At 68.9% G+C, this 23207-nt stretch carries 22 protein-coding genes and 1 pseudogene; 7 read left to right on the forward strand and 16 right to left on the reverse strand.

The features are described 5' to 3' along the window. The first annotated feature begins 12 nt into the window (after nucleotides 1–12). The 5 genes from OO71_RS07665 to OO71_RS07685 are packed head-to-tail and all read left to right on the forward strand — an operon-like array spanning nucleotide 13 to nucleotide 5081. Entirely contained in the window at nucleotides 13–1053 is a 1041-nt protein-coding gene (locus tag OO71_RS07665) for an ABC transporter ATP-binding protein (protein WP_051791226.1), read from the forward strand. Next, nucleotides 1050–1913, forward strand: coding sequence for an ABC transporter permease (locus tag OO71_RS07670; protein WP_033288932.1), 864 nt, complete (start codon nucleotides 1050–1052; stop codon nucleotides 1911–1913). The genes OO71_RS07665 and OO71_RS07670 overlap by 4 nt, the downstream gene beginning before the upstream one ends. Then, nucleotides 1913–2731 (forward strand): ABC transporter permease, encoded by an 819-nt coding sequence (locus OO71_RS07675; protein ID WP_033288933.1) that lies wholly within the window; start codon nucleotides 1913–1915, stop codon nucleotides 2729–2731. Before OO71_RS07670 ends, OO71_RS07675 begins: the two co-directional genes overlap by 1 nt. Then, nucleotides 2728–3906, forward strand: a complete 1179-nt coding sequence (locus tag OO71_RS07680; RefSeq protein ID WP_033288934.1) for an amidohydrolase family protein — start codon at nucleotides 2728–2730, stop codon at nucleotides 3904–3906. The genes OO71_RS07675 and OO71_RS07680 overlap by 4 nt, the downstream gene beginning before the upstream one ends. Continuing rightward, entirely contained in the window at nucleotides 3903–5081 is a 1179-nt protein-coding gene (locus OO71_RS07685; RefSeq protein WP_033288935.1) for a metal-dependent hydrolase family protein, read from the forward strand. The genes OO71_RS07680 and OO71_RS07685 overlap by 4 nt, the downstream gene beginning before the upstream one ends. On the opposite strand, the gene OO71_RS07690 is transcribed toward OO71_RS07685, so the two are convergent. The 12 genes from OO71_RS07690 to OO71_RS07745 all read right to left on the reverse strand — a co-directional run bounded on the left by OO71_RS07690 (nucleotide 5062) and on the right by OO71_RS07745 (nucleotide 16725). Continuing rightward, nucleotides 5062–5553 carry a GNAT family N-acetyltransferase gene (locus OO71_RS07690; RefSeq protein ID WP_245633596.1) on the reverse strand — a complete coding sequence of 164 codons (492 nt, stop codon included), beginning with the start codon at nucleotides 5551–5553 and terminating at the stop codon, nucleotides 5062–5064. The two genes, OO71_RS07685 and OO71_RS07690, sit on opposite strands and share 20 nt — an antisense overlap. Nucleotides 5554–5563: 10 nt before the next feature. Beyond that, a complete protein-coding gene (locus OO71_RS07695) occupies nucleotides 5564–7258 on the reverse strand; it encodes a bifunctional diguanylate cyclase/phosphodiesterase (protein WP_033288936.1) in 1695 nt (564 codons plus the stop codon). A 542-nt stretch (nucleotides 7259–7800) separates the two neighbouring features. After that, nucleotides 7801–8244 carry a cupin domain-containing protein gene (locus tag OO71_RS07700; RefSeq protein WP_033288937.1) on the reverse strand — a complete coding sequence of 148 codons (444 nt, stop codon included), beginning with the start codon at nucleotides 8242–8244 and terminating at the stop codon, nucleotides 7801–7803. 12 nt (nucleotides 8245–8256) lie between these two features. After that, nucleotides 8257–8733: a flavin reductase family protein gene (locus tag OO71_RS07705; protein ID WP_342669918.1), complete on the reverse strand. Its 477-nt coding sequence runs from the start codon at nucleotides 8731–8733 to the stop codon at nucleotides 8257–8259. Next, on the reverse strand, nucleotides 8723–9436 hold the full coding sequence (locus OO71_RS07710) for an alpha/beta hydrolase (RefSeq protein ID WP_033288939.1): 714 nt from the start codon (nucleotides 9434–9436) through the stop codon (nucleotides 8723–8725). The genes OO71_RS07705 and OO71_RS07710 overlap by 11 nt, the downstream gene beginning before the upstream one ends. Further along, entirely contained in the window at nucleotides 9433–10440 is a 1008-nt protein-coding gene (locus OO71_RS07715; protein ID WP_033288940.1) for an LLM class flavin-dependent oxidoreductase, read from the reverse strand. The genes OO71_RS07710 and OO71_RS07715 overlap by 4 nt, the downstream gene beginning before the upstream one ends. Beyond that, nucleotides 10437–11780, reverse strand: a complete 1344-nt coding sequence (locus tag OO71_RS07720) for an NtaA/DmoA family FMN-dependent monooxygenase (protein WP_033288941.1) — start codon at nucleotides 11778–11780, stop codon at nucleotides 10437–10439. Before OO71_RS07720 ends, OO71_RS07715 begins: the two co-directional genes overlap by 4 nt. A gap of 22 nt (nucleotides 11781–11802) precedes the next feature. Further along, entirely contained in the window at nucleotides 11803–12612 is an 810-nt protein-coding gene (locus OO71_RS07725) for an ABC transporter ATP-binding protein (protein ID WP_033288942.1), read from the reverse strand. Continuing rightward, on the reverse strand, nucleotides 12609–13427 hold the full coding sequence (locus OO71_RS46210) for an ABC transporter ATP-binding protein (protein ID WP_084144774.1): 819 nt from the start codon (nucleotides 13425–13427) through the stop codon (nucleotides 12609–12611). The genes OO71_RS07725 and OO71_RS46210 overlap by 4 nt, the downstream gene beginning before the upstream one ends. Next, nucleotides 13424–14245, reverse strand: a complete 822-nt coding sequence (locus OO71_RS07735; RefSeq protein ID WP_033289137.1) for an ABC transporter permease — start codon at nucleotides 14243–14245, stop codon at nucleotides 13424–13426. The genes OO71_RS46210 and OO71_RS07735 overlap by 4 nt, the downstream gene beginning before the upstream one ends. Nucleotide 14246: 1 nt before the next feature. Continuing rightward, a complete protein-coding gene (locus OO71_RS07740) occupies nucleotides 14247–15218 on the reverse strand; it encodes an ABC transporter permease (RefSeq protein ID WP_033288943.1) in 972 nt (323 codons plus the stop codon). Continuing rightward, nucleotides 15208–16725: an ABC transporter substrate-binding protein gene (locus OO71_RS07745; protein ID WP_033288944.1), complete on the reverse strand. Its 1518-nt coding sequence runs from the start codon at nucleotides 16723–16725 to the stop codon at nucleotides 15208–15210. The genes OO71_RS07740 and OO71_RS07745 overlap by 11 nt, the downstream gene beginning before the upstream one ends. A gap of 185 nt (nucleotides 16726–16910) precedes the next feature. Here OO71_RS07745 and OO71_RS07750 point away from each other — a divergent pair, with 185 nt between their 5' ends. Further along, on the forward strand, nucleotides 16911–17783 hold the full coding sequence (locus OO71_RS07750) for a LysR substrate-binding domain-containing protein (protein WP_033289138.1): 873 nt from the start codon (nucleotides 16911–16913) through the stop codon (nucleotides 17781–17783). 816 nt (nucleotides 17784–18599) lie between these two features. Here OO71_RS07750 and OO71_RS07760 read toward each other — a convergent pair. Together OO71_RS07760 and OO71_RS07765 are read right to left on the reverse strand one after the other, a co-directional pair. Beyond that, complete coding sequence (locus tag OO71_RS07760; protein WP_051791228.1) at nucleotides 18600–19259, reverse strand: GntR family transcriptional regulator; 660 nt, start codon at nucleotides 19257–19259, stop codon at nucleotides 18600–18602. 12 nt (nucleotides 19260–19271) lie between these two features. Continuing rightward, nucleotides 19272–20543, reverse strand: a complete 1272-nt coding sequence (locus OO71_RS07765) for an alpha-hydroxy acid oxidase (RefSeq protein WP_051791231.1) — start codon at nucleotides 20541–20543, stop codon at nucleotides 19272–19274. 288 nt (nucleotides 20544–20831) lie between these two features. On the opposite strand from OO71_RS07765, the gene OO71_RS07770 reads away from it, so the two are divergent. Beyond that, on the forward strand, nucleotides 20832–21851 hold the full coding sequence (locus tag OO71_RS07770; protein ID WP_033289141.1) for a Kelch repeat-containing protein: 1020 nt from the start codon (nucleotides 20832–20834) through the stop codon (nucleotides 21849–21851). A gap of 18 nt (nucleotides 21852–21869) precedes the next feature. Here the strand turns inward: OO71_RS07770 and OO71_RS50855 are convergent, their stop codons facing one another. Continuing rightward, on the reverse strand, nucleotides 21870–22715 hold the full coding sequence (locus tag OO71_RS50855) for an MFS transporter (protein WP_281178394.1): 846 nt from the start codon (nucleotides 22713–22715) through the stop codon (nucleotides 21870–21872). Then, nucleotides 22637–23191 (reverse strand): annotated as a pseudogene (locus OO71_RS52890) (MFS transporter); the annotation flags it as partial. The pseudogene OO71_RS52890 and the gene OO71_RS50855, both read right to left, overlap by 79 nt. Between the last annotated feature and the right edge of the window lie 16 nt (nucleotides 23192–23207).

A 23207-nucleotide genomic window follows, 5' to 3' on the forward strand; every position in this document is an offset into this window, starting at 1 on the left:
ACAGTGAAACCCGTGTCCGCACCCGAACTCACCACCGCACCCGGCGCGGTCGAGCTCGCCGCGCTGGGCAAGCGGTACGGCGACGCGGCGGCGGTCGACGACGTCACGCTGAGCTTCGCCTCGGGGTCGTTCGTCGCGATCCTCGGCCCGAGCGGCTGCGGGAAATCGACCCTGCTCGGCATGATCGGCGGGTTCGTGCCGCCGGACACCGGTGACATCCGGATCGGCGGACGTTCGGTGGTCGCAATGCCGCCGGAACGCCGTCCGACCGCGATGGTGTTCCAGACCCTGGCGTTGTTCCCGCATCTGTCCACGGCGGGCAACATCGCGTTCGGCATGCGTGGCCGCGGCCTGTCCCGGGCACAGGTCCGCGCGCGGACGGCCGAACTGCTCGAACTGGTGCAGCTACCCGAATTCGGCAAACGGCGGATCAGCCAGCTCAGCGGCGGGCAGCGGCAGCGGGTGGCGATCGCGCGGGCGCTCGCCGTCGAGCCTGCCGTGCTGCTGCTGGACGAACCGCTCAGCGCGCTCGACGCCCAGATGCGCCGGTCGATGCAGCTCGAACTGCGGGCCATCCAGCAGCGCACCGGAACCACGTTCGTGTACGTGACCCATGACCAGCACGAGGCGATGTCGATGGCCGACCGGATCGTGATCATGCGGTCCGGCCGGGTGGAGCAGCACGGTTCGCCGCAGGAGATCTACACCCGGCCGGAGACGCCGTTCGTGGCCGGGTTCCTCGGTGACGCGAATGTCGTCAGCGGTGACTCGGACCTCGCTGCCGTGTTGCGCCGGCTGGTGCCCGCGGACTGCTGGGCGGTGCGGCCCGAGCACGTCCAGCTGGTCGATCCGGGCGATCCCCGCGCGCAGGTCAGCGGAACCGTTGCGCGGGCGACGTTTTACGGGCAGACCGTCCGTTACGAGGTGACGGCCGGGCTGCCCGATCCGCTGGTGGTGGTCCGCCCCGGTGACGAGCCGGTGCGGGCGGACGGCGAACGGGTCGGCCTCGTGCTGGACGCGGAGCGGATCACCGGATTGCCGGGTGCGTCGTGACCGCGCTGGAGACCCGGACGCTGCCGAAATGGGCGGTGTCGGCGCTTTTCCTGGCTCCGGCGCTGCTGTTGCTGGCGGTGCTTCTCGGTGCGGTCGTGGTGTTCGCGTTCCAGGCGGTGGCGCCATCCGGCGCGGAGCAGGCCGGTGTGGTGCAAGCCGTCCGGGACGGCGCGCTCGACGGGTTCTTCTGGGCGGCGATGGGCCGTACCGTGTTGCTTTCCGTGCTGGGCGCGGGATTGTCGGGTCTGATCGCGGTGGTGATCGCCGAGGCGCTGGTCGCGATCGGACGTCCGGTGGTCACGGTGGTGACCGGGGTGCTGTTGTTCTCGCCGCTGGTGGTGAGCATGGCGGTGCGTGGGTACGGCTGGCTGCTCGTGCTCGATCAGGTGAGCGGCGTGGTCAACTGGCTGGGCAACCTGGTGCTCACCCCGCCGGTGATCGCCACGATCCTTGCCACCGCACACGCCATGATGCCGCTGACGTTCTTCCCGATCCTCACCCGGCGCAAGGAAATCCAGCGGCTGCATCTCACCGCGGCCGCGCAGGATCTGGGTGCCGGACCGGTGCGGGTGCTGACCCGGGTGATCGCTCCGCTGGCCGCGCCGACGGTCCTGCGCACCGGCGCGCTCGCGTTCGGGCTGTCGATGGGTGCCTACGGCATTCCGGCGATCATCGGCCGCGGACGGGTGCAGGTCGTGGCCGAGCTGATGTACCAGAACCTGCTCGCGAGTGACTGGTCGTCGGCGTTCGCGCGGCTGGTCGCGTTGCTTGCGGTGACGGCCGTGGTGGTGCTGCCCGCGTTCCGGCTCGCGTCCGTGCTGAGCCGTCGCGGTGCGGTACCTGCGGGAGGTGCGGGCTGATGCGTAAACGCACGTGGTGGGCTTGGCTGGTCGTGGTGCTCGGCGGCGCGTTCATGGCTGCGCCGCTGATGATCACGGTGATCAACAGTTTCAACGCTTCGGCTGTTTCGCAGTTCCCACCGGCGGAGTGGTCGCTGTCGTGGTACCGGGCCGCGTTGACCGACGATGCGTTCCGGTCGGGATTCGCGCTGAGCGTCCGGGTTGCGCTGTACTCGGCGATCATCGCGTCGCTGGCCGGACTCGGTGCGGCGTACGCGCTGAGCCGGCGCCGGGTGCGCGGGTCGGGATTCCTGCTGGGGATGGTCAATGCGCCGTTGAGCATTCCGAAGATCGCCGTCGGGCTGGCCGGGCTCGTCGCGTACACCTCGGTGGTGTCGTGGCTTCCGGCGCCGGTGGTTTCCGGGACCACTGCGCTGGTCCTGATGCATGCCGCCATGGCATTGCCGCTCGTGGCCGGGATTCTCGTCTCCTCGCTGGAGGCGCTGGACCGGCGGCTCGAATCGGCCGCGCGGGACCTCGGCCACCCGCCGTGGCGCGTGTTCGGCTCGGTGACCCTGCCGCTGATCGCCCCGGCGTTCCTGGTGGCGTTCGCTTTCGCCTTCATGATCTCGTTCGACGACCTGGAATCCTCCCTCTTCATGGCTTCGCAGGCGGGAAACACGCTGCCGGTCGTCATGTTCGTCTACCTGGAGACTCACCTTGACCCGACCCTTGCCGCACTGTCCACTTTGCTCTTGGCGGCCACGGTGGCGCTGATCTGTGTGGGATTGCCGATCAGCCGGGCGCGGGCCCGGCGCGACGGAGGGTGGCAGGCGTGACCACCGAGTTGCTGCTCCGGCCGAGCTGGTGCCTGCTGCCCGACGGCCGCCTTGTCGACGGACAGGTGGTGCTGACCGGCGCGGACGGTGGTATTGCTTACGTGGGACCGGAAGACGGGCTGCCACCGGGGGAGCGGGAGGTCGTCGACGCGCCCGGATGCACCCTGCTTCCCGGGCTGATCGACCTGCATTTGCTGTTCCTGCACGCGCATCCGGTCGGGTCCGCGGTCTCGCCGGTGCACGAGGTGCTGTCCGGCCGTGATCTGCTGGAGTCCTTGCTGGCGCAGGGAATCACGTCGATCCGGGACACCGCGACGGACGAGCAGGTCGCGCTGGATTTCCGGCAGCTGCTGGCTTCCGGCACGGTGCGAGGGCCGCGGCTGTTCGCCGCCGGACGTCCGATCGGGGCCGGTGGCCGGGGCGGTGCGGTGTACGGCGCGCACGAGGTGAACGGCCCGGTCGAAGCGCGGGCGCGGGCGCGGACCCAGATCCGCGCGGGCGTCGACTTCCTGTCGGTGGCCGTGACCAACGGACTGGCCGGTGGCGGCGGCAAGGTCAACGGACCGGCGGGCTGGCAGGAACTGCGGCCGGACGAGATCGCGGCGGTCGTCGCCGAAGCACGGGCGGCGGGGCGGCCGGTGTCCGCGAACGCCCTGGGTAACGACGGAATCCGCGCGGCGGTCGAGGCCGGGGTCGACACCGTCGAGCACGCGACCGAACTCGACCGCGAGACGGCGGACCGGATGGCGGAGAAGGGCGTGGCGATGGTCCCGACCCTGACGGTCATGCATTGTTTTGCCGAGCGGGCCTCGGAATTCGGACTGCCGCTTTATCTTGAGGAACGGGCCAAGCGCGTGCTCGAGCGGGCGTACGAGGCGGTCGGCATCGCGCTCCAAGCCGGGGTGACGATCGGCGCGGGCACGGACAGCCACGGCCGCGAGACGGTGATCGACGAGATCCGCTACCTCGGCGATGCCGGGCTGAGCACCGTCGACGCCGTCCGCGCGGCCACGTCCGTCGCGGCGGATCTGCTTGGCCCGCAAGCGAATACCGGGCGAGTGGCCGAGGGGTACCGGGCGGATTTGCTGGTGGTCGAAGGCAGTCTGACGGCTGCGTTGGACCGGCCGCGCTGGGTCGTGGCCGATGGACGGCTTGTGGTGAAGGAGACGGTATGACTGTGGTGCGTTGTGGCCAGCTGATCGACGGCCTCGGTGCGGTGATGCCCGACGCTGCCGTGACCGTCGAGGACGGCCGGATCACCGCCGTCGAGCCGTGGACGGGCGAAAGCAGCCGGACCGTACTCGATTACCGCGACCGCACCGTGATGCCCGGGCTGATCGAAGCGCACGGGCACATGGGTTTGCTGGGTCCGGGATTGCAGTTGTCGGCCGCCGAGATCGCGGCGCACGTGTTCGCCAATGTGCAGCAGGCGCTGCGCGAGGGGTTCACCACCGTGCGGGATGCCGGTGGCATCGACGGCGGCGTCGCGGCTTGTGTGAACACCGGCCTGCTCGCCGGGCCGCGGATCCTGCCGTCCGGGCCGTTCATCACGCAGACCGGCGGACACGCCGACGGCCGTCCGGTGTGGCATCACCACCACGGCACGACGAGCATCCCCGGCCTCGTACGAGTCGCCCTGGTATGCGACGGCTCGGACGACGTCCGCCGTGCCGTGCGGGAGGCGTTCCGGCACGGGGCTACGCAGATCAAGGTTTGCGTCAGCGGCGGTGTTTCGTCCGGTGGCGGGCTGGACAACTGCCAGATGTCGGTGTCGGAACTGCAGGCAGCGGTGGAAGAAGCGCAGGCGCGGCACACGTACGTGCACGCTCATGCGCATAGCGCGGCGAGCATCCGGCACGCGATTGCCGCGGGGGTACGGCATTTCGAACACGGCAGCCTGCTGGACGAACCCACGGCCGACCTGATGCGGGAAGTCGGTGCTTCGCTGGTACCCACGCTGCTGGTGCTGCGCCGGTTGATCGAGGAAAACGACAATGCGGACCTGCGCGCACTGCTCGATTCGATGCGCCGTTCGGTGAAGCTGGCCCATGAGGCCGGTATCCCGCTGGGCAGCGGCTCGGACCTGCTGGGCATGCACCAGCGTGGACGGGCCGAGGAACTGGTGCTGAAGGCGGAGATCATCGGCCCGATGGCGGCGATCATGTCCGCCACTTCGGTGAGTGCTTCGATTCTCGGCATTGCGGATCGGGTCGGTTCGGTGGCTCCTGGGCTTGATGCGGATTTGCTGGTTCTTGATGGTGATCCGTTGACAGATCCTGCTGTTTTTGCGCGTCCGGAGGCGATTACGGCGGTGCTTCGTGGTGGGGTGGTTACAGGTCCAGCCACATGATCCGCAAACCGACCCTCCCTTCGATGGGATGCCGGAACGCGCCGGGTGCGACGCCGATCGTACGGAACCCGAGGCTCTCGTAGAGGTGGATCGCGCTCGTGTTGGTCTCGACGACGGCGTTGAACTGGATTGCGGCGAACGCGTTCTGCCGCGCCCACACGATCAGGTCGAGCACGAGCGCTCGGCCCACACCGGCGCCGCGCGCATGCCGGGCGACCATCAGGCTGCCGGACGCGACGTGGTTACCCGGGCCGGGCCGGTTGGCGTACATGTTCGCGGTGCCGAGTACCCGCCCGGCATCTACGGCGACGACCGTTCTCGCCGGGGCGGGTAGCAGCCAGGCCCGGTGTGCGTCGCGCTCGCTCATGGTGGGGTCGTACGCGAAGGTGCGCTGTTCGGTGATGACGTCGTGGACGATCGGCCAGATCTGGGGCCAATCGGCTTCCTCTGCCGGGCGGATCAGGTACCCCACCGTGAGCACGCTACCGCTGGGTGAGCAAGGCCCGCGGGCGGCCTTCGGGTTCGCGCGCGCCGCGGAGGACTTGTGCGCGGTCGGCGCCTGGCCAGCTGTTGACCCAGCTCGACCCGGGGATGTCCTTCGCCTGCTTCTTGAGCGGCGCCAGCAGGCGGGCGCTGTCGCGGTAGGAACCGGCGGCTGAGCCGGGCCAGACGAGGCTCGCCATGGACAGGGTGACCGGCAGGCCGTCGGCGGACCAGTCGTGGCCGAGGATGGCGTCGGCGAGTGTCGTGATGTCCTCGACGCCGCAGACGACCAAAAAGTCGTCGCCGCCGACGTGGCCGACGGTGACGTCACCGAGGTGACGGGCGTGGTCGGTGAGGGCGCGGCCGAGGGCGCGGATGAGGTCGTCGCCTGCCGCGAACCCGGCGGTGTCGTTGAGGCGCTTGAAGTCGTCGATGTCCAGCCACGCCACCACGAACGGCCGCCCTTCGCCGGTCCGGCGCGCGACGTCCTGGGCGACCGCGTCGCTGCCGGGCAGCCGGGTGAGCGGGTTGAGCGCGACCGCGGCCTCCACCTTCACCGCCGCCATCCGCCGCATGACCTCGTTCGGCCGCACGACGCCCTGGTACCGGCCGGACGCGTCGATCACCACGAGGTGGTCGCCGCTGTGGTCCCATCCGGCGTCGGCGATGAGTTCGAGCAGCTCGCGGGTACCGGTGTCGATCCGGACGAGCCGCGGCGCGCCGGCCAGCTTCGCGGCGGGCTTGCCCGCGTAGAGCGCGTGCCCGTACCGCCCGGTGACGGCCAGCAGGAACCGCATCCGGTCGATCGTCCACTGTGGACGAGCCTGCCGATCGAGCCCGATGATCGCCTTGGGCGCATGCTCGGCGGAGAGAATGGTGTGGACGTCGTCGCACGTCGCGTCGTCCGGCAGGGTGCGCGCCTGGCGCAGGAACTCGGGAATCCGCAGGCCGGCCGCAGGGGAGACGACCATGGTGCCCGGCTGGCTGTCCCGCGCGGTGGCCGGCAGCAGCCGCGCGGGTGCCGTGGTGGCGAAAAGATTCCCCTGCACGATCCGAATCCCGGCCCGGCGCGCAATGTCGAGCTCGGTCTCGTCCTCGACGCCCGTCGCAACCAGCCGCAACCCAGCCTGCCGGGCGAAGTGCACGAGCGCCTCGACAAGCGCAACCGCCGACGCGTTGGCAGGTAGCCGACGCAGCGTGGCATGGTCGAGCTTGACCATCTCGATGGGCGCCTCAGCGAGCAGGTTCATCGGCAACCCAGCCGCCCCGAGCCGGTCGAAGGCCAGCTGGAACCCGAGATCGTGCAGCCGATGCATGCCTTCGAGGAGCACGTCAGGATTGGGCGCAGCAAGCGGTGAAGTGATCTCGAGGACGACGTCCCCCGGCCGCCGCCCAGCCCGGTCGAGCGCCTGCATGAGCGCGTCGAACGCACCCGCAGGCGCCGCCGCGGTACTGGCAGTGAGATTCAGCTGCAGCGGCACCCCGCCCACCTGCCGAGCCGCGGCGCCCACCGCCCGGACGGCAAGATCGAGGTCAGCCTCCGCCATCCGCACCGGATCCGCGGCAACCGCCAGCAAATCCTGAACCCAGCCACTACCGGGATGCACGAGCGCCTCGACCGCGACCACGGTGCCGCTGTAGAGGCTGTACAACGGCTGGAACGCGAGGCGAACCTGCTCAGCGGGCGTCGGCACAGGCAGATCCTCACCCGGAACGCACAGATCTCCACAGAACTGTTATCCGACGTTGATACGCGAATATCTTTCATAACGGGAAAAACTTTCGGGATACCCCATCTTCCAGGGCATCGGCGAGCGGCAAGGGCGGTCCGTTGTCCGATCGGTGACAACCATCACAAACGGCCCACCGCAGCGGTGTGACCAGCAGTAATGACTCGACCACGAAAGATCACCACTCACCCGCGCCGACGGTCCGTGAAGGGAACCTTCACGGAATCAGATTCCCTCATGGTTCCCTTCACAGCCCGCCACATTCCGTGAAGGTTCCCTTCACAGCCTTCCCGAGGCCCGCGACCCCACGATCCCGCGACCCCAACCGCAGCCGAGGCACCCATCCGGACCCGGGCAGCCAGCCCCCGCCCTGCACCCCGATCCGAAGCCCGCACACGGTTGGAGGGGCTTGTCAAGGCATCTTTCCCGCCTTGACAAGCCCCTCCAACCGTCGTGACACTCAGACTTCGGGGTGCCCCCACGCAACAGTCTCCCGGACCCAAACCCTACGAGACGCCCGAATCCTCCCCAGGAACCGAAACCTCCGCCCACAAACTGGGCAAATTCACCACAATCCCCTCCTGGCTACTCCGCGCAATCACCACCACCGCAGGCTCCCCAGTAGGATTCTCCTCCCGATGCGGCACATACGGCGGCACAAAAACATAATCCCCCGGCCCGGTCTCCAGCCGAATCTCCTCCTCCCCGTCGGCAAACACAAAAACCGGATGCCCGGACTTCACATAGATCGCAGTCTCCGCCTCCCCATGATGATGATCCCCGGAATTCGTATGCGGCGTAACATGCGTCTCCCCCATCCACACCTTCGTCGACCCGACAGTCTTCCCGGAGATCGCCTCCAGCCGCCGCATCCCGGTGGTCTGGTTGGTGTCCCCGGTGAGGTCCGCCCCGCGGATGTGCCGCAACGGATGATGCCAATGGTCAGTCACAAACGGATCCCTTCATCCAGCCCGCCGGAAACCACTCCGATGAAACACCAGTGGCACCGCGTCGGTCGAGTGAGCAGAATGCAAGCGCAGCAGGACGAGCGTGTGATCACCCGCCGCAACCGCACGCTCGACGGTCGTCTCGAACCAAGCAACCCCATCATCAAGCGTAACCGCCCCATCAGCGGTCTCACTGAGCTGAAGCCCGGCGAACCGCTCGCCAGCAGGCCCGGCCAACTGCCGCGCAACCGGCCCGTGATGCCCGGCCAGCACCGTCACTCCGACCCGCCCGGCCCGGCGCAAATCCGGCCACGTCCGCGAGGTAGCGGCCACCGAAAACGACACCAACGGCGGATCAAGCGACACCGACGTGAACGAACTCGCCGCAAACCCCACGACCCGCCCCTCGACCCGCGCAGCGATCGCCACCACCCCGGTCGGAAACGCCCCGAAAGCCGCCCGCAGCCGCGCCGGATCGAGGTCACCAGGCACTGGACTCAACCGAAATCACCGGCACCAGCTCATTCCCGAGCGTCTCCAGGAAGCTCACCACTTCCGCCGCGACCGACCGATGCTGCCGATCGTTCAGCACGTCGTGATGCGCCCCGTGCACCACCGACAACCGCGCCCGCGGCGCCGACTTCACCGCCCGGGCCAACCCTTCCCGGTCGGCCAGCGGATCCTCGGCCCCGATCAGCACGAGCTGCGGTACCTCGATGCCACCCGGGTAAGCCAGCGTCGCCGGCAGCGGCTCGGTCAGCGCCCCTCGATTCTCGACGGGCTGTGCGGCAAGGACCTCACGATGCACCGGACAGCTCGTCCGGACGTCCAGCTCGTCCTCCCAGCTCCCGTTCACCCCGGACGCCCCGGGCAGCCCCGCGAGCACGAGCCCGTCCGCCGCCGTCGCTCCACCGGCAACAAGCACCGCCAAGGCGGCCGCACCGGCGTCGGACCCGGCGAAGACCAGGGGACGGTCAGCGAGATCAGCCGTCGCTGAGGCCAGCTCGGCGGCAAACCGCTCCAACGGCTCGGTCAGGGACGGCGCCTCGACGACCCGGACGTGATAAGCATCAGCCGCAAGTCGCCGCCCGAACCGGACATAGGCACCACGGGTCTCCCCGCGCCCGGGAACGACAACCACCGTTCCCCGGGTCCGCAACCCCGCCGGAGCAGGGAAATCGTCATACCGGCTCATCGAACCGCCCTTTCCAGCTCCCGCGCCGGATGCCACCCGAGCGCCGGAGCGATCTCCGTGGCAATGACCTCCAGCGCCCGCACCGCACTGTCATGATCCGGAACCGCCGGATTGAACTGCGTGATCAAATCCGTGGCCACCGGCAGCACCCGCTCGGCCTGGAACGCCGCGACGATCTCCTCCGGATGCCCGTAGAACGCGTGGAACCGCCGCAGCGCCTCTTCGAGCCCGATGCCCGCCGGAAACGCTCCCCGCGCCGAGAACCGCTGCGCCGCCCGATGCACGTCGTCGCCGATCTGGGCGAGCGCCGTCTGCCGGTCCCGAGCCGGAAACACCAAGCGGGACAACCCGATTCGCGGTACCCGAGGTCCGCTCCAGGCGGCGAGGTAAGCGTCCGCCCATGGCCGCTGGACGACGTCGGTGTCCTCGTCGTAGCCGTAAGTCGCGCGGTTCAGCAGGAGATTCGACCCCTCCTTGGCCGCGTACTCCGCGCCGGGCGCGCTGAACACGCCCTGCCAGATCCGGCCCTCGAAGCCCGCCGCGGGCGGCTGGATCGTGAACCCGGCCGTACCTACCTCCTCCCCGGCCAGCGCGGCCCGCAGCACGGCGAGGCCCTCGGTGGTGAGCTCGCGTTTGCGGGTGACGTCGCGGCCGAACGCGGCGTACTCGAGCTCGCTTGCGCCGCTGCCCACGCCGACCTCGACCCGCCCGCCGCTCAGGGTGTCGACCACCGAGATGTCCTCGGCCAGCCGCACCGGATCTTCCAGCGGCAGTACGGTGATCGCGGTCCCGAGCCGGATGCGGGAGGTGCGGGCGGCGGCGTGCGCGAGGAACGTCCAGGGCGAGGAAAGCCCGCCCCCGCCCGGCGGCACGTGGTGCTGGGCCACCCAGCCGACGTCGAACCCGAGCTCGTCGGCAACGACGAACAGGTCTTGCGCATTGCGGTAAACCTCGGCGAGGTCGTCGCCGCGGCCTTGCACGTGGGTCAGGAAACCGAGTCTCATCGCGCACCCACCGGAATGCGCTCGGCAGTGTGGCGGTTGACCGGAATCGGCAGGCCCAGATTGCCGCGCAGCGTGTTCGCTTCGTATTCGGTACGGAACAACCCGCGCTGCTGCAGCAACGGAACGACGCCCTCGACGAAGTACTTCAGATCCTCGTCATTGCGGAATGCGACGTTGATACCGTCGAAGGTACCGGCGTCGAACCACCGGGAAATGGTGTCCGCGACGGTTTCCGGGGATCCGACGAACGGCGATTCCCGCCGTTCGGTGAAGTTCTCGACGACCTGCCGCAGCGTCAGTTTCCGTTCTTCCGCTTGTGCGATGATGTGTGCGGCGCCGGTGCGGCCGCCCCGTTCGGCGAGGTGTGCGACGTCGGGGAAGGGCGCGTCGAGGTCGTACTGGCTGAAATCGTGGGCGCCGAACGCACGGCCGAGCAGGGCGAGGCTGGCCCGGAAATCGTAGTCCTCGTCGGCAATTCGGTCCGCGCGCTGCTGAGCCAGCTCATCAGTGCCGCGCACGACGGGACTGCCGTGGATGAAAATCTTGATGTGGTCCGGATTCCGGCCCGCTTCGGCAGTCCGCCGCTTGATGTCGGCGTAATACTCGCGGGCGTTTTCGAGCGTTCCGCCCGGGGCGTAAATGCCTTCCGCGACTTGCGCGGCGAGGTCGCGGCCCTCCTCGGAAACCCCGGCCTGGAAGATCACCGGCTGTCCTTGCGGGGAACGGGAAAGGTTGAGTGGACCGTCCACGCGGAAATGGTCGCCGACGTGGTTGAGTGCATGCAGCTTTTCCGGGTCGAGGAAAACGCCGCTTTCGACGTCCGCCGGGAAAGCATCGTCCTCATAGGAATCCCACAGCCCGCGCACGACGTTGACCGATTCCAGTGCGCGGCCGTACCGGGTGGTGTAGTCGAGATGTTCCTCCAGGCCGTAGTTGCGGCTGGTGCCGGTGTCGAAGCTCGTCACGACATTCCAGCCGGCGCGCCCGCCGCTGATGTGGTCGAGCGAACCGAATCGCCGGGCGAGGTTGAACGGCGAATTGTAGGTGGAGCTGGCGGTGCCGACGAGTCCGAGGTGGCGCGTGTGCGTGGCGACCGCGGAAAGCAGGGTGAGTGGTTCGAGCCGGTTGAGATAATGCGGGGGATAACCGGCATTGATGAACTGACTGTCCACAATGAACAGGGCGTCGAACAACGCGTGTTCGGCAGCCTGGGCCTGCCGGATGTAGTACTGGATGTCGATGGACGCGTTTTTCGCGATGCTCGGGTCTTTCCACAGGCCGTGCTGCCCGGGGCCGCCGACGCCGTACGGGTGCAGCGCAAGGTGGAATCTGCGGGACATCTGGGGTCCTTTCGAAGTGGGATCAGGAATTCAGCAGTGTGGCACGCAGTTCTTCCCGGCGGGCGCGGTCCGCGGGTGCGGCGTGCAGCGTCGGGGCCGAGCTGACGAGCAGCCGCGTGTACGGATGTTTCGGCGTAGCAACGACTTCCCGTGCCGTACCGGTTTCGACCAGTTCTCCCTGGCTGAGCACAGCGACCCGGTCGGCGATTCCGGCCACCGAACCGAGATCGTGCGAGATGAACACCAGCGCGACCCCGGTGTCACGCAGGTCTTGGAGAATGTGCAGCACCTGCACACGGTTGGCGGAATCGAGCGCGCTCACCGGTTCGTCGAGCAGCACCAGTTCCGGTTCGGTCACCAGTGCCCGGGCGACCGCCACGCGTTGCCGCTGCCCGCCGGAGAGCTCACCCGGCAGCCGGGGGAGGAGGTCGGCGTCCAGCCGCACTCGGGGCAGGTACTCGGCAACGCGGTCGAGTGCTTCCGCACGCGGGACTCCGCGGATGAGTAGTGGTTCGATCAAGGAGTCCGCAATGGACAGTTCCGGATCCAGGCTGCGTAGTGGATCCTGGAAAACGTACTGCACCACGCCACGACGGCGGAGCGCGCGCCATTGCCGGGCTCGGTAAGCGGTGACGTCCTCGCCGTCGAGCACGATCCGGCCCGCCGACGGGCGCGCGAGACCCAGCACAGTCCGCGCGAGGGTCGACTTTCCTGAGCCGGTTTCGCCGATCACGCCGACGATTTCGCCCCGCGCCACGGTGAGGTTGACGCCGTGGAGCGCCCGGTTGCGTCCGTAATGGACGTCCACATCGGAAACTTCGAGGACGTTCATGCCCCGGCCTCCGCGTGGGCGAGGAACCGGTCCAGGCCATATTGCTCGTGCTCGTCGACGAGCAGCCGGGTGTATTCGTGCTCCGGATGATGCAGTACGCGGTCCGCGGGACCTTGTTCCACCACCACACCGTCGCGCAGCACCAGCACCTCGTCGCACAATTGCGCGACCACCGCGAGGTCGTGCGAAACCACCACCAAAGCGAGCCCGGTCCGTTCGCGTAAATCCGCGAGCAGGTCGAGGATTTCCGCTTGCACGGTCACGTCGAGCGCCGTTGTTGCTTCGTCGGCAATGAGAACCCGCGGTTCGGCGGCAATTGCGGCGGCGATGAGGACCCGTTGCAGCATCCCGCCGGACAACTCGTGCGCGTATTGGCCGTAAACGAGCGCGGGCGAGCGTAAATGCACCGCGGCAAGGAGTTCGGTCGCCTCGTGACGGGAATCACGGCGACGCAGACCTTTCTTGACCCGTAGCACTTCCGCGACCTGCACGCCGACCGGAATCGAGGGATTCAGGTACGACGCCGGGTCCTGGAACACCGCGCTGATCGTGCTGCCCCGCAACGACGTCAGGTCAGCGGAGCCGAGCGTCGACAGGTCCCGGCCTTCGATGTACACCGACCCGTTGGACACCGTGAACCCCGCGGGCAGCACGCCCAGCGCTGCACGGCAGGTGAGGGTCTTGCCGCTGCCGGATTCGCCGACGATGCCGACGACACCGCCCGGGGCGAGGTCGAAGCCGACGCCGCGGACCACCTCGTGCCCGTCGGCGGCACGGCGGACGTGCAGGTCGCGGATGGAAAGGACGGGAGTCATGCCTTACCTCCAGTGGCGCCGGACACGTCGCGGATCGCGTCGGCGAGCAGGTTGGCGGCCCAGACCGTGGCCATGATCAGTAGCGCGGGTACCACCGGCGCCCACGGCTGGAACGCGAGGTACCCGAGGTCGGACGCGAGCAGCCCGCCCCAAGTCGGCGCCGGTGGCTGCACGCCGATGCCGAGGAACGTGAGGCTGGAGACGATGATGAAACCGACGCCGACGGTCTGCGCGAAGGCGACCGCGATCGGCGGCAGCACCTTGCCCCACACGTGCCGCCGCACGACCGTGCCCAGCGACGCGCCCGCGATCAGCGCCGCTTCGACGTACGGTGAGCGCGCGACGGAGAGGGTCGCCGCGCGGGAAACGCGGTAGAACAGCGGCGAGACGAGGACGCCGGTCACGACCATCGCCTGCGTGATTCCGTTGCCCAGCAACGCTGTCACGGCCACCGCGAACAACAGGAACGGCAGCGCGACGAGGGTGTCGGCGAGGCGGAGCGTGGTCCATTCGAACGCGCGGCCGAGGTACACCGACAGCACGCCCGGGATCGCCCCGGCGGCCAGCGCGACGAGGGCGACCTCCAGCGCCCCGGCGACGCTCACCCGCGAGCCGTCGAGCAGGCGGCTGAACACGTCGCGACCCAGATTGTCGGTGCCGAGCCAGTGGTGCGCGGACGGGCCCGCGAGGATGTCCGCGCTCGGCGCGATCGGGTCGTGCGGGGCCAGCAGCGGGCCGAGGATCGCGAGCAGTGCGACCACGACGAGCACGGTCAGCGCGATCCAGCCGGAGGTGAGGGTGAGGATGCGGCGGAGCACGTCAAACCCCCCGTTGCGCGGCCGGCGCGACCCGGCCGAGGACGATGTTGACCACCAGGTTGAACGCGACCACCAGCACGATCGACACGACGAGCACGCCTTGCACCGCGGGTACGTCGCCGCTTTGCGCGGAGTCGTTCGCGAACCGGCCGAAACCCTGCAGCCCGAAAATCCATTCCGTCACCACGGACGCGCCGACGAGCGCGGGGAATTTCAGGCCGACGGTCGCGAGGGCTGGTCCGATTCCGTTGCGCAGCACGTGAACGAAGAAGATCCGGCGCGGGGACAGGCCGCGGACCACCGCGCCGAGAACGTAATTCTCCCGGTACGAGGTGACGAGACCGGTGCGCAGCTGCCGGGCGACGTCGGCGATCACGTCGAAGCTCAACGCAAGCGCGGGGAGGGTGATGTGCGCGAGCCACGGTCCGAGCCCCTGGTCGAGCGACGCGTACCCGGCCGCCGGGAAGAGGTGCAGGCCGACGGCGAAAATCGTGACGAGCACGATCCCGATCACGAAGGCAGGCATCACCGAGGTGACGGTGACGAAGCCGGTGACCGCCCGGTCGAGCCAGGTCCGGTGCCGCAGCGCCGCCGCGGTACCCAGCGCGAAGCCGATCACGACGCCGACGACCAGCGCGGTGACCGCAATCGACAGGCTCACGCCCAGCCCGAGCCCGATGAGGGTCGAGACGTCCGCGCCGTTGACCCAGCTCGTGCCGAGGTCGCCGCGGAGCACGCCGGTGAGCCAGGTCCAGTACTGCGCGAGGAACGGCCGGTCGAGGCCCCACTGGCTTTCCAGGGCGTGGATTGCTTCCGGGGTCGCCTGTTCGCCGAGCTGCAGGCGGGCCGGGGACAGGCCGCTGACCGCCCGCAGCGCGAACGTCACGAACGTCGCCACGAAGAACACCGGCACGAACACCCCGACCGACCTGGCGAGCGTGCCCAGGAAGCGGCCTGCGCGGTTACTGGCCACTGATCTTCACGCCCGTCCAGTCGATGTGGGCCGGGTTCTTCGGCAGCGCCGAGATCTGCTTGCTCTTCGCGAAGAGGTTCGGCTGGGAGTAGGTGAAGACCAGCGCGCGGCTTTCGAGCCCGGCGCGCGTGGCAGCCTGCAGCACCTGCTGGTAGTCCGGCGCGTCGAGCGGGGTCTGGCGGACCTTCGCCACCGCGGCCTCGAAGGCGGTCGGCTCGTACGGGCTGGACAGGTTCAGCGGGCCGTTCGGTCCGAAGTGGGCGGTGAGGGTCTGCAACGCCGAATCCCGGCCGGTGGTGCCGTACGTCGAGAGAGTGAGATTCTTCGCGAAGAACGGCGTCGCCCAGTTCTTGTCGACCTTGATCGTGGTCGTGATTCCCACTGCGGCGAGCTGGGATTGCACGATTTCGGTTTCCGGCTCGCCCTTCTGCACGACGAGATCGAGTTTGAGGTCACCGGGTTTGAAGCCCGCTTCGGCGAGCAGCTGACGGGATTTCGCCGGGTCGTAGGGGAAACGGTTCTTCGACTGCGGGTCGTAGGCCAGGTATCCCGGCGGGAAAGGCTGATCGGTGGCTTCGCCGTACCCGAAGGTGAGCTTGTCGACGAATTCCTGGCGGTTGATGGCGTACCGCACGGCGTCGGCGACGCGGGGGTCGGTGAAGGGGGCTTTGTTGGTGTTGAGGCTGATGTTCGACGCGTTGAAGCCGGGCTGGACGAAGACGTCGAGACCGGCGTTCTTCGCCGCTCCGGCCTGGCTCGGGTTGAGGTCCGCGAAATTGTAGACACCGGTTTGCAAGCCGGAAACGACCGTTGCCGGGTCGGGTGCGGAGGTCAGTTCCACGTTGTCGAGGTGGATGTTCTTTGCGTCCCAGTAGTCCGGGTTCTTCTTCAGCACGGCTTTGGTGCCGGGAATGACCTGGGTGACAGTGAACGGACCGGCACCGACCGGGTTCTGGTCGAGTTTCGCCGGGTTTTCCGCGGCTTTCGGGCTGGCCACCTGCAAAACGCGTTCGCCGAGCAGCTGCGGGATCTGGTAGTCGACCTGGGTGAGGTGCACGACCGCGTCGAGACCGTTGGCGGTGACCGATTTGATCGACGTCAGATCGCCGAAGAGGGCGGAGTTCTTCTGGGTTTTCGCGCGTTCGATGGCCGCTTTCACCGAAGTGGCGTCGAGCGGGGTGCCGTCGGTGAACTTGAGGCCGGGGCGGAGGTGGAACGTCACCTCGTCGCCCTTTTGGTTGTAGTCCCAGCTCTGCGCGAGGTCGGGGACGGCTTTGCCGGTCTCGTCGGTGCGGGTGAGGGAGGCGTAGACGAGGGCGAGCTCGCGGAACTGGGCGCCGCTGCCGCCGACCACCGGGTCCCAGTGCGTGGGAAAGTACGACGAAGTCCACCGCAGCGTCGCGGCGCCGGTCGCCGCATTGCCTGCGCCGCAGGCGGTGAGCGTGCCGCCGAGGACCGCGGCGAGGGTCAGTGCGAGAACGGGAACGCGGGTGGAACGTGGGGACATGGGGGTTTTCTTTCTGTGCGCGGGCGTTGCAGGTCCACAGTGGACTCGGGGATGGCTCGGCGATGGGCCTCGACAGGGCTGGTACCCGGGTTCGAGCATGAGTCGAGCCCGGGGCAATGTCCAACGACGTTTCACGATGCGGATTCATCACGGTTCGCGATGGGTTCCGGGGTACGTTGCCGGACATGGAGCAGGTACTGGACATCGTGCCGCTGCGCAGTTTCGTCGCGGTCGCCGACCGGGGCGGGTTCCAGCGCGCGGCCACGCATCTCCACCTCAGCCAGGCGGCGGTGAGCCAGCACGTGCGCAAGCTGGAAGCGGCGACCGGGCGGCGGCTGGTCGAGCGCGCGGGCCGGCGGTCGCGCTTCACGATCGACGGGCACCAGCTCCTGGGGTACGCGCGTCGCCTGCTCGCGCTGCACGACGAAGCGCTGGACGCCTTCGGGGTCGCCGAGGAGGAAAGCGTGGTGATCGGGTCGACGGAACATGCCGCGGCGCAGTTGTTACCCCGGTTGGCGGAGCTGCTGGGCAGTTCGCTGCCCGGGCACCGGGTCCGGTACCGCCTGGACCGGGGCACGGCGTTACGTCAGGCGCTGGGCACCGGAGGGCTGGACCTGGCCCTGCTGCTGGGCGACGCCGACCATCCCCGCGCGACCGCGGTCGGCTCGCTGGACTTGACGTGGTACTGCGCGCCCGGCTGGACGCGCCCCGACGGCCCGGTGCCGCTGGTGGCGTTCGACAATCCGTGCGCGCTGCGTTCGAGGGCACTGGAAACGCTGGCGGAGTACGGAATCGCCGCGGAAATCGGTGCGGAGGCCAACCAGCTGGCCGGGGTACAGGCGGCTGCGGCGGCGGGACAGGGGGTTGCGCTGCTGGCCACGCTGGGCACGACGCCGGAGGGCCTGGTCCGCTGCGACGATCTCCCGCCGCCGGACCCGATCCCGCTGGCGTGCTGGCATCGGGAGGGGCTTCCGGCGATGGTGTCCGGCCGCGCGAGTGTCGCGTTGGAGCAGGTGCTGCGGGTGAACCGGTTTCCGCGGATGGCCCGTGGTGCGTGAGTTTCTGCTTCAGCCGACGGTTGGCAGTACCCGCCGGGGCGAACGGCGACCGTCGCGGCGGCGGGAAGATGGCGCGCGACTAGCTCGGCGCGACCCGGTACGTCACGATGACGAAGTGGGACACGGGTGTCCGGCGGCCCGGGTCCGGTGACGCTCGCTGGCACGGTCTGCCCGAGCGGGCAAGTTGTCAGCCGGACAGTTTCCGGAGCAGTTCGCTCAACTCGCCAGGCACGGTGATCATGCAGTCGTGCCCGGCGGGGAGTTCCCAGATCCGGGCCGGGGTGCCGTTGGGTTGCGTTGCGGGCACCGGACGGCGGGGGACCCGCTCCGGGCCGGTGCCGACGCAGTGGATGTGCGTGCGGCGGCTCCTCGGGCATCGGCGGGATGCGCCAGCCGCCGACGGCCAGGTCGACCAGCAGCTGCATGACGGGAAGGACGTCGACCCCGGTCTCGCCGTGCTCCGGGACCATCGCGTCGAGGTAGACCAGGTGCGCGATCCGCTCGGGGACGTCGTTGGCCACGGAGCCGACGTCGCGAGTGAGCTGCTGCCGGGTGTCGCCGTAGCCGGTCAGGGTGGGCGCGAAGACGCGGTGCCCGGCCGACTCCAGCAGCGGCACCACGCGAGCCCAGCATTCTCCGCTGTGCCAGGCACCGTGGACCAGCAGGAAGACCGACATGAAAGCTCCGTCCGGGGAGTGCGGGTGGGGACCTTCCCATCATGGCCTGACGGATCGCGGGTCGACCCGGAGTTGGAGACAATCGGGCAGGGGGTACGCACTCCAAGCGGTCGAGTGCAAGACCGGACCCGCGCGAAACTCACCCCAGATGGGCCGGTGCCGTCCGGCGCCGCAAGGCGAGGTGCATCGCGGCCCGACCGCCGAGTTCCAGGTCGTCTTCCAGCGCGCGCAGGGCGGCTTCTCCGCCGACCTTGAGCTGGTCGGCCAGGTGGCGGTGCATCGCGGCCAGCTGCGGGGCCGAAAAAACCGCCCGGATGGTCGCCAGCATGCAGTTGAGCTCGTTCTGGCACGCCTGATGCGCGGCGACCACCCGCGGGTTGCCGCCCGCCTCGACGATTGCACTGTGTACCGCGCTGTGTGCCTCGATCACGTGCCGCCACGGGGCTTCCTTCGGCAGCGATTCCAGGTGCCGGACGGCTTCCTCGACCGCGCTGAAATCCGCCCCCTCGGCCAGCGCCAGCCGCAGGGCGCCGATTTCCAGGATCGAGCGGTACGAGCACATGTCGTCGATGCGGTCGGTCGTTACTGCGGGTACGACGATTCCCCGGTTGCGCTGGTGTTCGAGAAGTCCTTCGGACACCAGCGTCTGCAAACCGGCGCGTACCGAGTGGCGGCCGCAGCCGAAGCGGGCCGTGAGGGCTTCCTCGGTGAGGCGGGTACCGGGTTCGAGGGCGCCGTCGAGGAGGTCGTCGCGGAGGGCATGCGCGATGCTCGTCGGCGTGCTGTCGGTGACTTTCACGATGATGCCCGATTATAGCCCGTGGTAGGCCGACCGGAGAGTCGCGTGCTGGGCATCGATTTCGCTCGTGCGGACCACGCCGAGAAGCCGCATGGTCCGCGCGTATTCGGTGGCGAGGATGTCGAGCGCGCGGTCGACGCCTTGTTCCCCGGCCGCCATCAGGCCGTACAGGTAAGGGCGGCCGATCATCGCGGCCGACGCGCCCAGCGCCCGCGCGGCGACGAGGTCGGCGCCGGTGCGGACACCGGTGTCGATGAGGATTTCGCACGAATGCCCGACGGCGTCGGCGACGCGCGGCAGCAGTTCGAGCGGCGTCGGGGCGCGGTCGAGCTGGCGGCCGCCGTGGTTGGAGAGGACGAGCGCGTCGACGCCGTGTTCCGCCATCGTCTCCGCGTCCGCGACGCTCTGGATTCCTTTGACCACCAGCTTTCCCGGCCAGCGTTCGCGCAGCCACTGCAGGTCGTCGACGGTGAGCGACGGGTCGAACATCTTGCCGATCAGCTCTTCGACGGTGCCGTCGAAGTTGCTCAGCGACGCGAACTGCAAGGGTTCGGTGGTCAGCAGGTTCATCCACCACGCGGGCCGGATGGCCATCCCGGCGAGGGTGCGCACGGTGAGCGTGGGCGGGATGGTGAGTCCATTGCGGACGTCGCGCATCCGGGCTCCGCCGACGGGCGTGTCGACGGTCAGCACCAGCGCTTCGTACCCGGCCTTGGCGGCGCGTTCGATGAGGATTTCGCTTGCCGCACGGTCTTTCCAGAGATACAGCTGGAACCATTGCCGGGCGGCCGGTGCACTGGCGCGCACGGTTTCCAGGTCGGTGGTGCCCATTGTGGACAGTACGTAGGGAAGCCCGGCACGCGCCGCGGCCCGCGCGACGGCGATCTCGCCCTCGTGGTGCATCATGCGGGTGAAGCCGGTGGGCGCCAGCACGAGCGGAAGCGCCGAAGGCCCGCCGAGGATCTCGGTTTCGGGTTCGATCCGGGTGACGTCACGAAGCACCCGCGGGTGCAGCTCGACGTTCTCGAACGCCGTACGCGCCCGGCCGAGGCTGATTTCCTGCTCGGCCGCGCCGTCGACGTAGTCGAAAACCGGCCGGGGCGTACGGCGGCGCGCAATGGTGCGCAGGTCGTCGATCGTGTGCGCGGCGGCGAGGCGCCGCTCGCGCGGGTCGAACCGGGGCTGCCGGAACTTGACCAGCGGCCGGATCTCCGACCACCGGGGCACCCGGCGCGCAATCCTCCGCCGGGGCAACTGCTCGGCGGCGGGGTCGAGGCTGGTCATCCGCATCCTCCTGCTCGGCGACGAGGGCGGTTCGGAGTCAACCACACGGGACACCTTGGAGGCAAGGATTGTGACACAATGAAGTCGGCCTTGTGGTCAGACATAGTGGTGATTCTTCGGTTCAGGCAAGGAGTTGGGTCAAGGTTTGGGTTAGATTGTTCTACAATCGTCCGGGCGTGCGCTTCCCCGAACCTGGTGGAACCGGCGCCTGGTTGATCATTTTCCGATCGGCCACCGTGGAGCGGGAGCGACGGACTGCCCGTCGACGGCAGCGTGATCGGAGACGTGATGCGGCGCGTGACGACCCTCGCCCTCGGGCTGACCCTCCTGGTGGCGCCGGTGGTACCGGCTTCGGCGGACTCCGTGCAGCACCCGCCCGGCTGGCAGACCCTCGCGCCGATTGCCGGTGGACCGCGGCAGGAGCACGCCGTCGCCGAAGCGGGAGGCCGCGTCTACGTGGCCGGCGGGGTCCATTTCACCGCGGACGGGCGGCTGACCACCACGAACCGGGTCGAGGTCTACGATCCGCGGCGGAACAGCTGGTCGGAGGTCGCGCCGCTGCCGGTCGCGCTCAACCATCCCAACCTCGCGGCGGTCGGCGGCCGGTTGTACGTCCTCGGCGGGCTGGCCGGGGGCGATTCGTGGCGTGCGGTGCCGGACAGTTACGTCTACGAACCCTGGACCGGCCGCTGGACCCCGCTCCCGCCGATGCCGTCCGGCACCGAACGGGGCAGTGCCGCGATGGGGGTGCGGGGGACCAGGATCTACCTGGCCGGCGGCATGCGGACGCTGACCCCGCGCGACGGTGGCCTTCAGGACACTGTGGACACTGTGTCGTCCTACGACGTCGTCACCGGCCGATGGGAGACGCTGCCGAGTCTGCCGCAGGCGAGGGATCACGCGGGTGGCGCGATGATCGGGCGGACGCTGTACGTGGTGGGCGGCCGGGATCGCGGGCAGGCGAACGTGCGCGGGACCGTGTATGCGCTCGATCTGCGAAGCCTTCGATGGACCGAGCGGGCACCGATGCCCACCCCGCGTGGCGGGATCGCGACGGCGACAGTCGCCGGGAAGATCTACACGTTCGGCGGCGAGGGAAATCCCGCGCCGGGCTCGCACAGTGTCTTTGCGGAAACCGAGGCGTACGACGCGGCGCGCGACACCTGGCAGCGTCTCGAACCGATGCCGGTGCCCCGCCACGGCACCGCCGCGACGGCGGTCGACGGCACCATCTACCTCCCGGGCGGCGGCACCGAAGGCGGCGGCAATCCGGTCGACGTGAACGACGCGTACCACCCTGCCCGCTGAACAACGGCGGTTCACGATTCATTTTCCGGGCTGAGGTTTTTCGACGGCAATGGCGAGCAGCGCGCTCATCAGCGCAATTCCGGCGCCGACCCACATCGCGGTCTGCATTCCGCCGACGAAGGCGTCGTTTCCCGCGATCAGCACGCCGAACAGGCTGATGCCGAGTACGCCGCCGAGCTGTCCGGCAGTTGTCTGCAACCCACCCGCGACGCCGCTGTGTTCGCCGGGCACATTGCCGACAATCGCGTCGGTCGCGGCGACGATGGTGATTCCCATGCCGATGCCCAGCAGACCGAGCCAAGGCCATTGCGCGAGATAGGTGGACTCCGCGGAAAGCCTTGCCAGCCCGAGGAAACTGAGGGCGAGCAAGACCATTCCGGCGGTGAGCGGAACGCGGGGGCCGAACCTGGCGGTGAGCCGCCCGCCGAGCGGGGACGCGAGGGTGAACGCGGCCATCAGGGGCAGCAGGCGGACGCCGGTTTCGAGCGCGGGGAAACCTTGGATGTTCTGCAGGTACAGGCCCAAATAGAACAATGCGCCGTACAACGCGACATTGCTGGCGATGAGAACCGTGACGCCCGCCGAGACTGATCGCGACCGGAACAGCGCCAGGGGAAGGAGCGGGGTGGTGGCGCGGCGTGGCGGATGACGAAACCGATCAGTACCGGAACGGCGACGGCAAGGCTCGCGGAATTCGCTCCGGTCAGGCCGAATACGAGCGCGAGCAGTCCGGCGGCGAGCAATCCGGCACCGGCGAGGTCGAATCCGCCCGAACGTTCCCCGTGGCTTTCCGCGACCCAGCGCATTGCAATTGCTGCGGCGGCCAAGCCGATCGGCACATTGAGGAGAAAGATCGCCCGCCACGACGAGTATTCGACCAGCAGTCCGCCGGCAATCGGCCCGGCAGCCGCAGCCAATGCCGACGCGGCGCCCCAAATTCCGATCGCCCGGCTCAATGCGGGTTGCCGGAAGGTCGAGCGGAGAATTGCGAGAGTATTGGGTACCAGCAGGGCGCCCGCAATTCCCTGTAGCACGCGAAAGGCAATGAGGAGCCCGGCCGAGTGCGCAAGCCCGCACCCCAGTGAGGCGAGGGCGAAACCGGTGACGCCGATGGTGAAAATGCGCCGGTGTCCGAAGCGGTCGCCGAGTTTGCCGCCCAGGATCAGCACTGTCGCCAGCGCCAGCAGGTAGCCCGTGGTGACCCACTGCAGGTCGGTGAGCGACAGGCCGAGGTCCCGCGCGATCGCCGGGTTGGCGACGTGCACGATCGTGCCGTCCAGGCTGACCATCACCACCCCCAGTGCGACCGCGAGCACGGTGCGCCGCTGTCTCACGTCCATCAGGCACGCTCCTTAA

This window comes from Amycolatopsis jejuensis (assembly GCF_000717335.1).
In the GTDB taxonomy this organism is placed as follows: Bacteria; Actinomycetota; Actinomycetes; order Mycobacteriales; family Pseudonocardiaceae; genus Amycolatopsis; species Amycolatopsis jejuensis.

What these genes read in the sequence shown, in the direction of transcription:
- OO71_RS07675 (WP_033288933.1), top strand. Translation starts at nt 1,913, where the DNA reads ATGCGTAAACGCACGTGGTGGGCTTGGCTGGTCGTGGTGCTCGGCGGC.
- OO71_RS07685 (WP_033288935.1), top strand. Translation starts at nt 3,903, where the DNA reads ATGACTGTGGTGCGTTGTGGCCAGCTGATCGACGGCCTCGGTGCGGTG.
- OO71_RS07710 (WP_033288939.1), bottom strand. Translation starts at nt 9,436, where the DNA reads ATGAGCCGGTATGACGATTTCCCTGCTCCGGCGGGGTTGCGGACCCGG.
- OO71_RS07715 (WP_033288940.1), bottom strand. Translation starts at nt 10,440, where the DNA reads ATGAGACTCGGTTTCCTGACCCACGTGCAAGGCCGCGGCGACGACCTC.
- OO71_RS07720 (WP_033288941.1), bottom strand. Translation starts at nt 11,780, where the DNA reads ATGTCCCGCAGATTCCACCTTGCGCTGCACCCGTACGGCGTCGGCGGC.
- OO71_RS07725 (WP_033288942.1), bottom strand. Translation starts at nt 12,612, where the DNA reads ATGAACGTCCTCGAAGTTTCCGATGTGGACGTCCATTACGGACGCAAC.
- OO71_RS46210 (WP_084144774.1), bottom strand. Translation starts at nt 13,427, where the DNA reads ATGACTCCCGTCCTTTCCATCCGCGACCTGCACGTCCGCCGTGCCGCC.
- OO71_RS07745 (WP_033288944.1), bottom strand. Translation starts at nt 16,725, where the DNA reads ATGTCCCCACGTTCCACCCGCGTTCCCGTTCTCGCACTGACCCTCGCC.
- OO71_RS07750 (WP_033289138.1), top strand. Translation starts at nt 16,911, where the DNA reads ATGGAGCAGGTACTGGACATCGTGCCGCTGCGCAGTTTCGTCGCGGTC.
- OO71_RS07765 (WP_051791231.1), bottom strand. Translation starts at nt 20,543, where the DNA reads ATGACCAGCCTCGACCCCGCCGCCGAGCAGTTGCCCCGGCGGAGGATT.
- OO71_RS07770 (WP_033289141.1), top strand. Translation starts at nt 20,832, where the DNA reads ATGCGGCGCGTGACGACCCTCGCCCTCGGGCTGACCCTCCTGGTGGCG.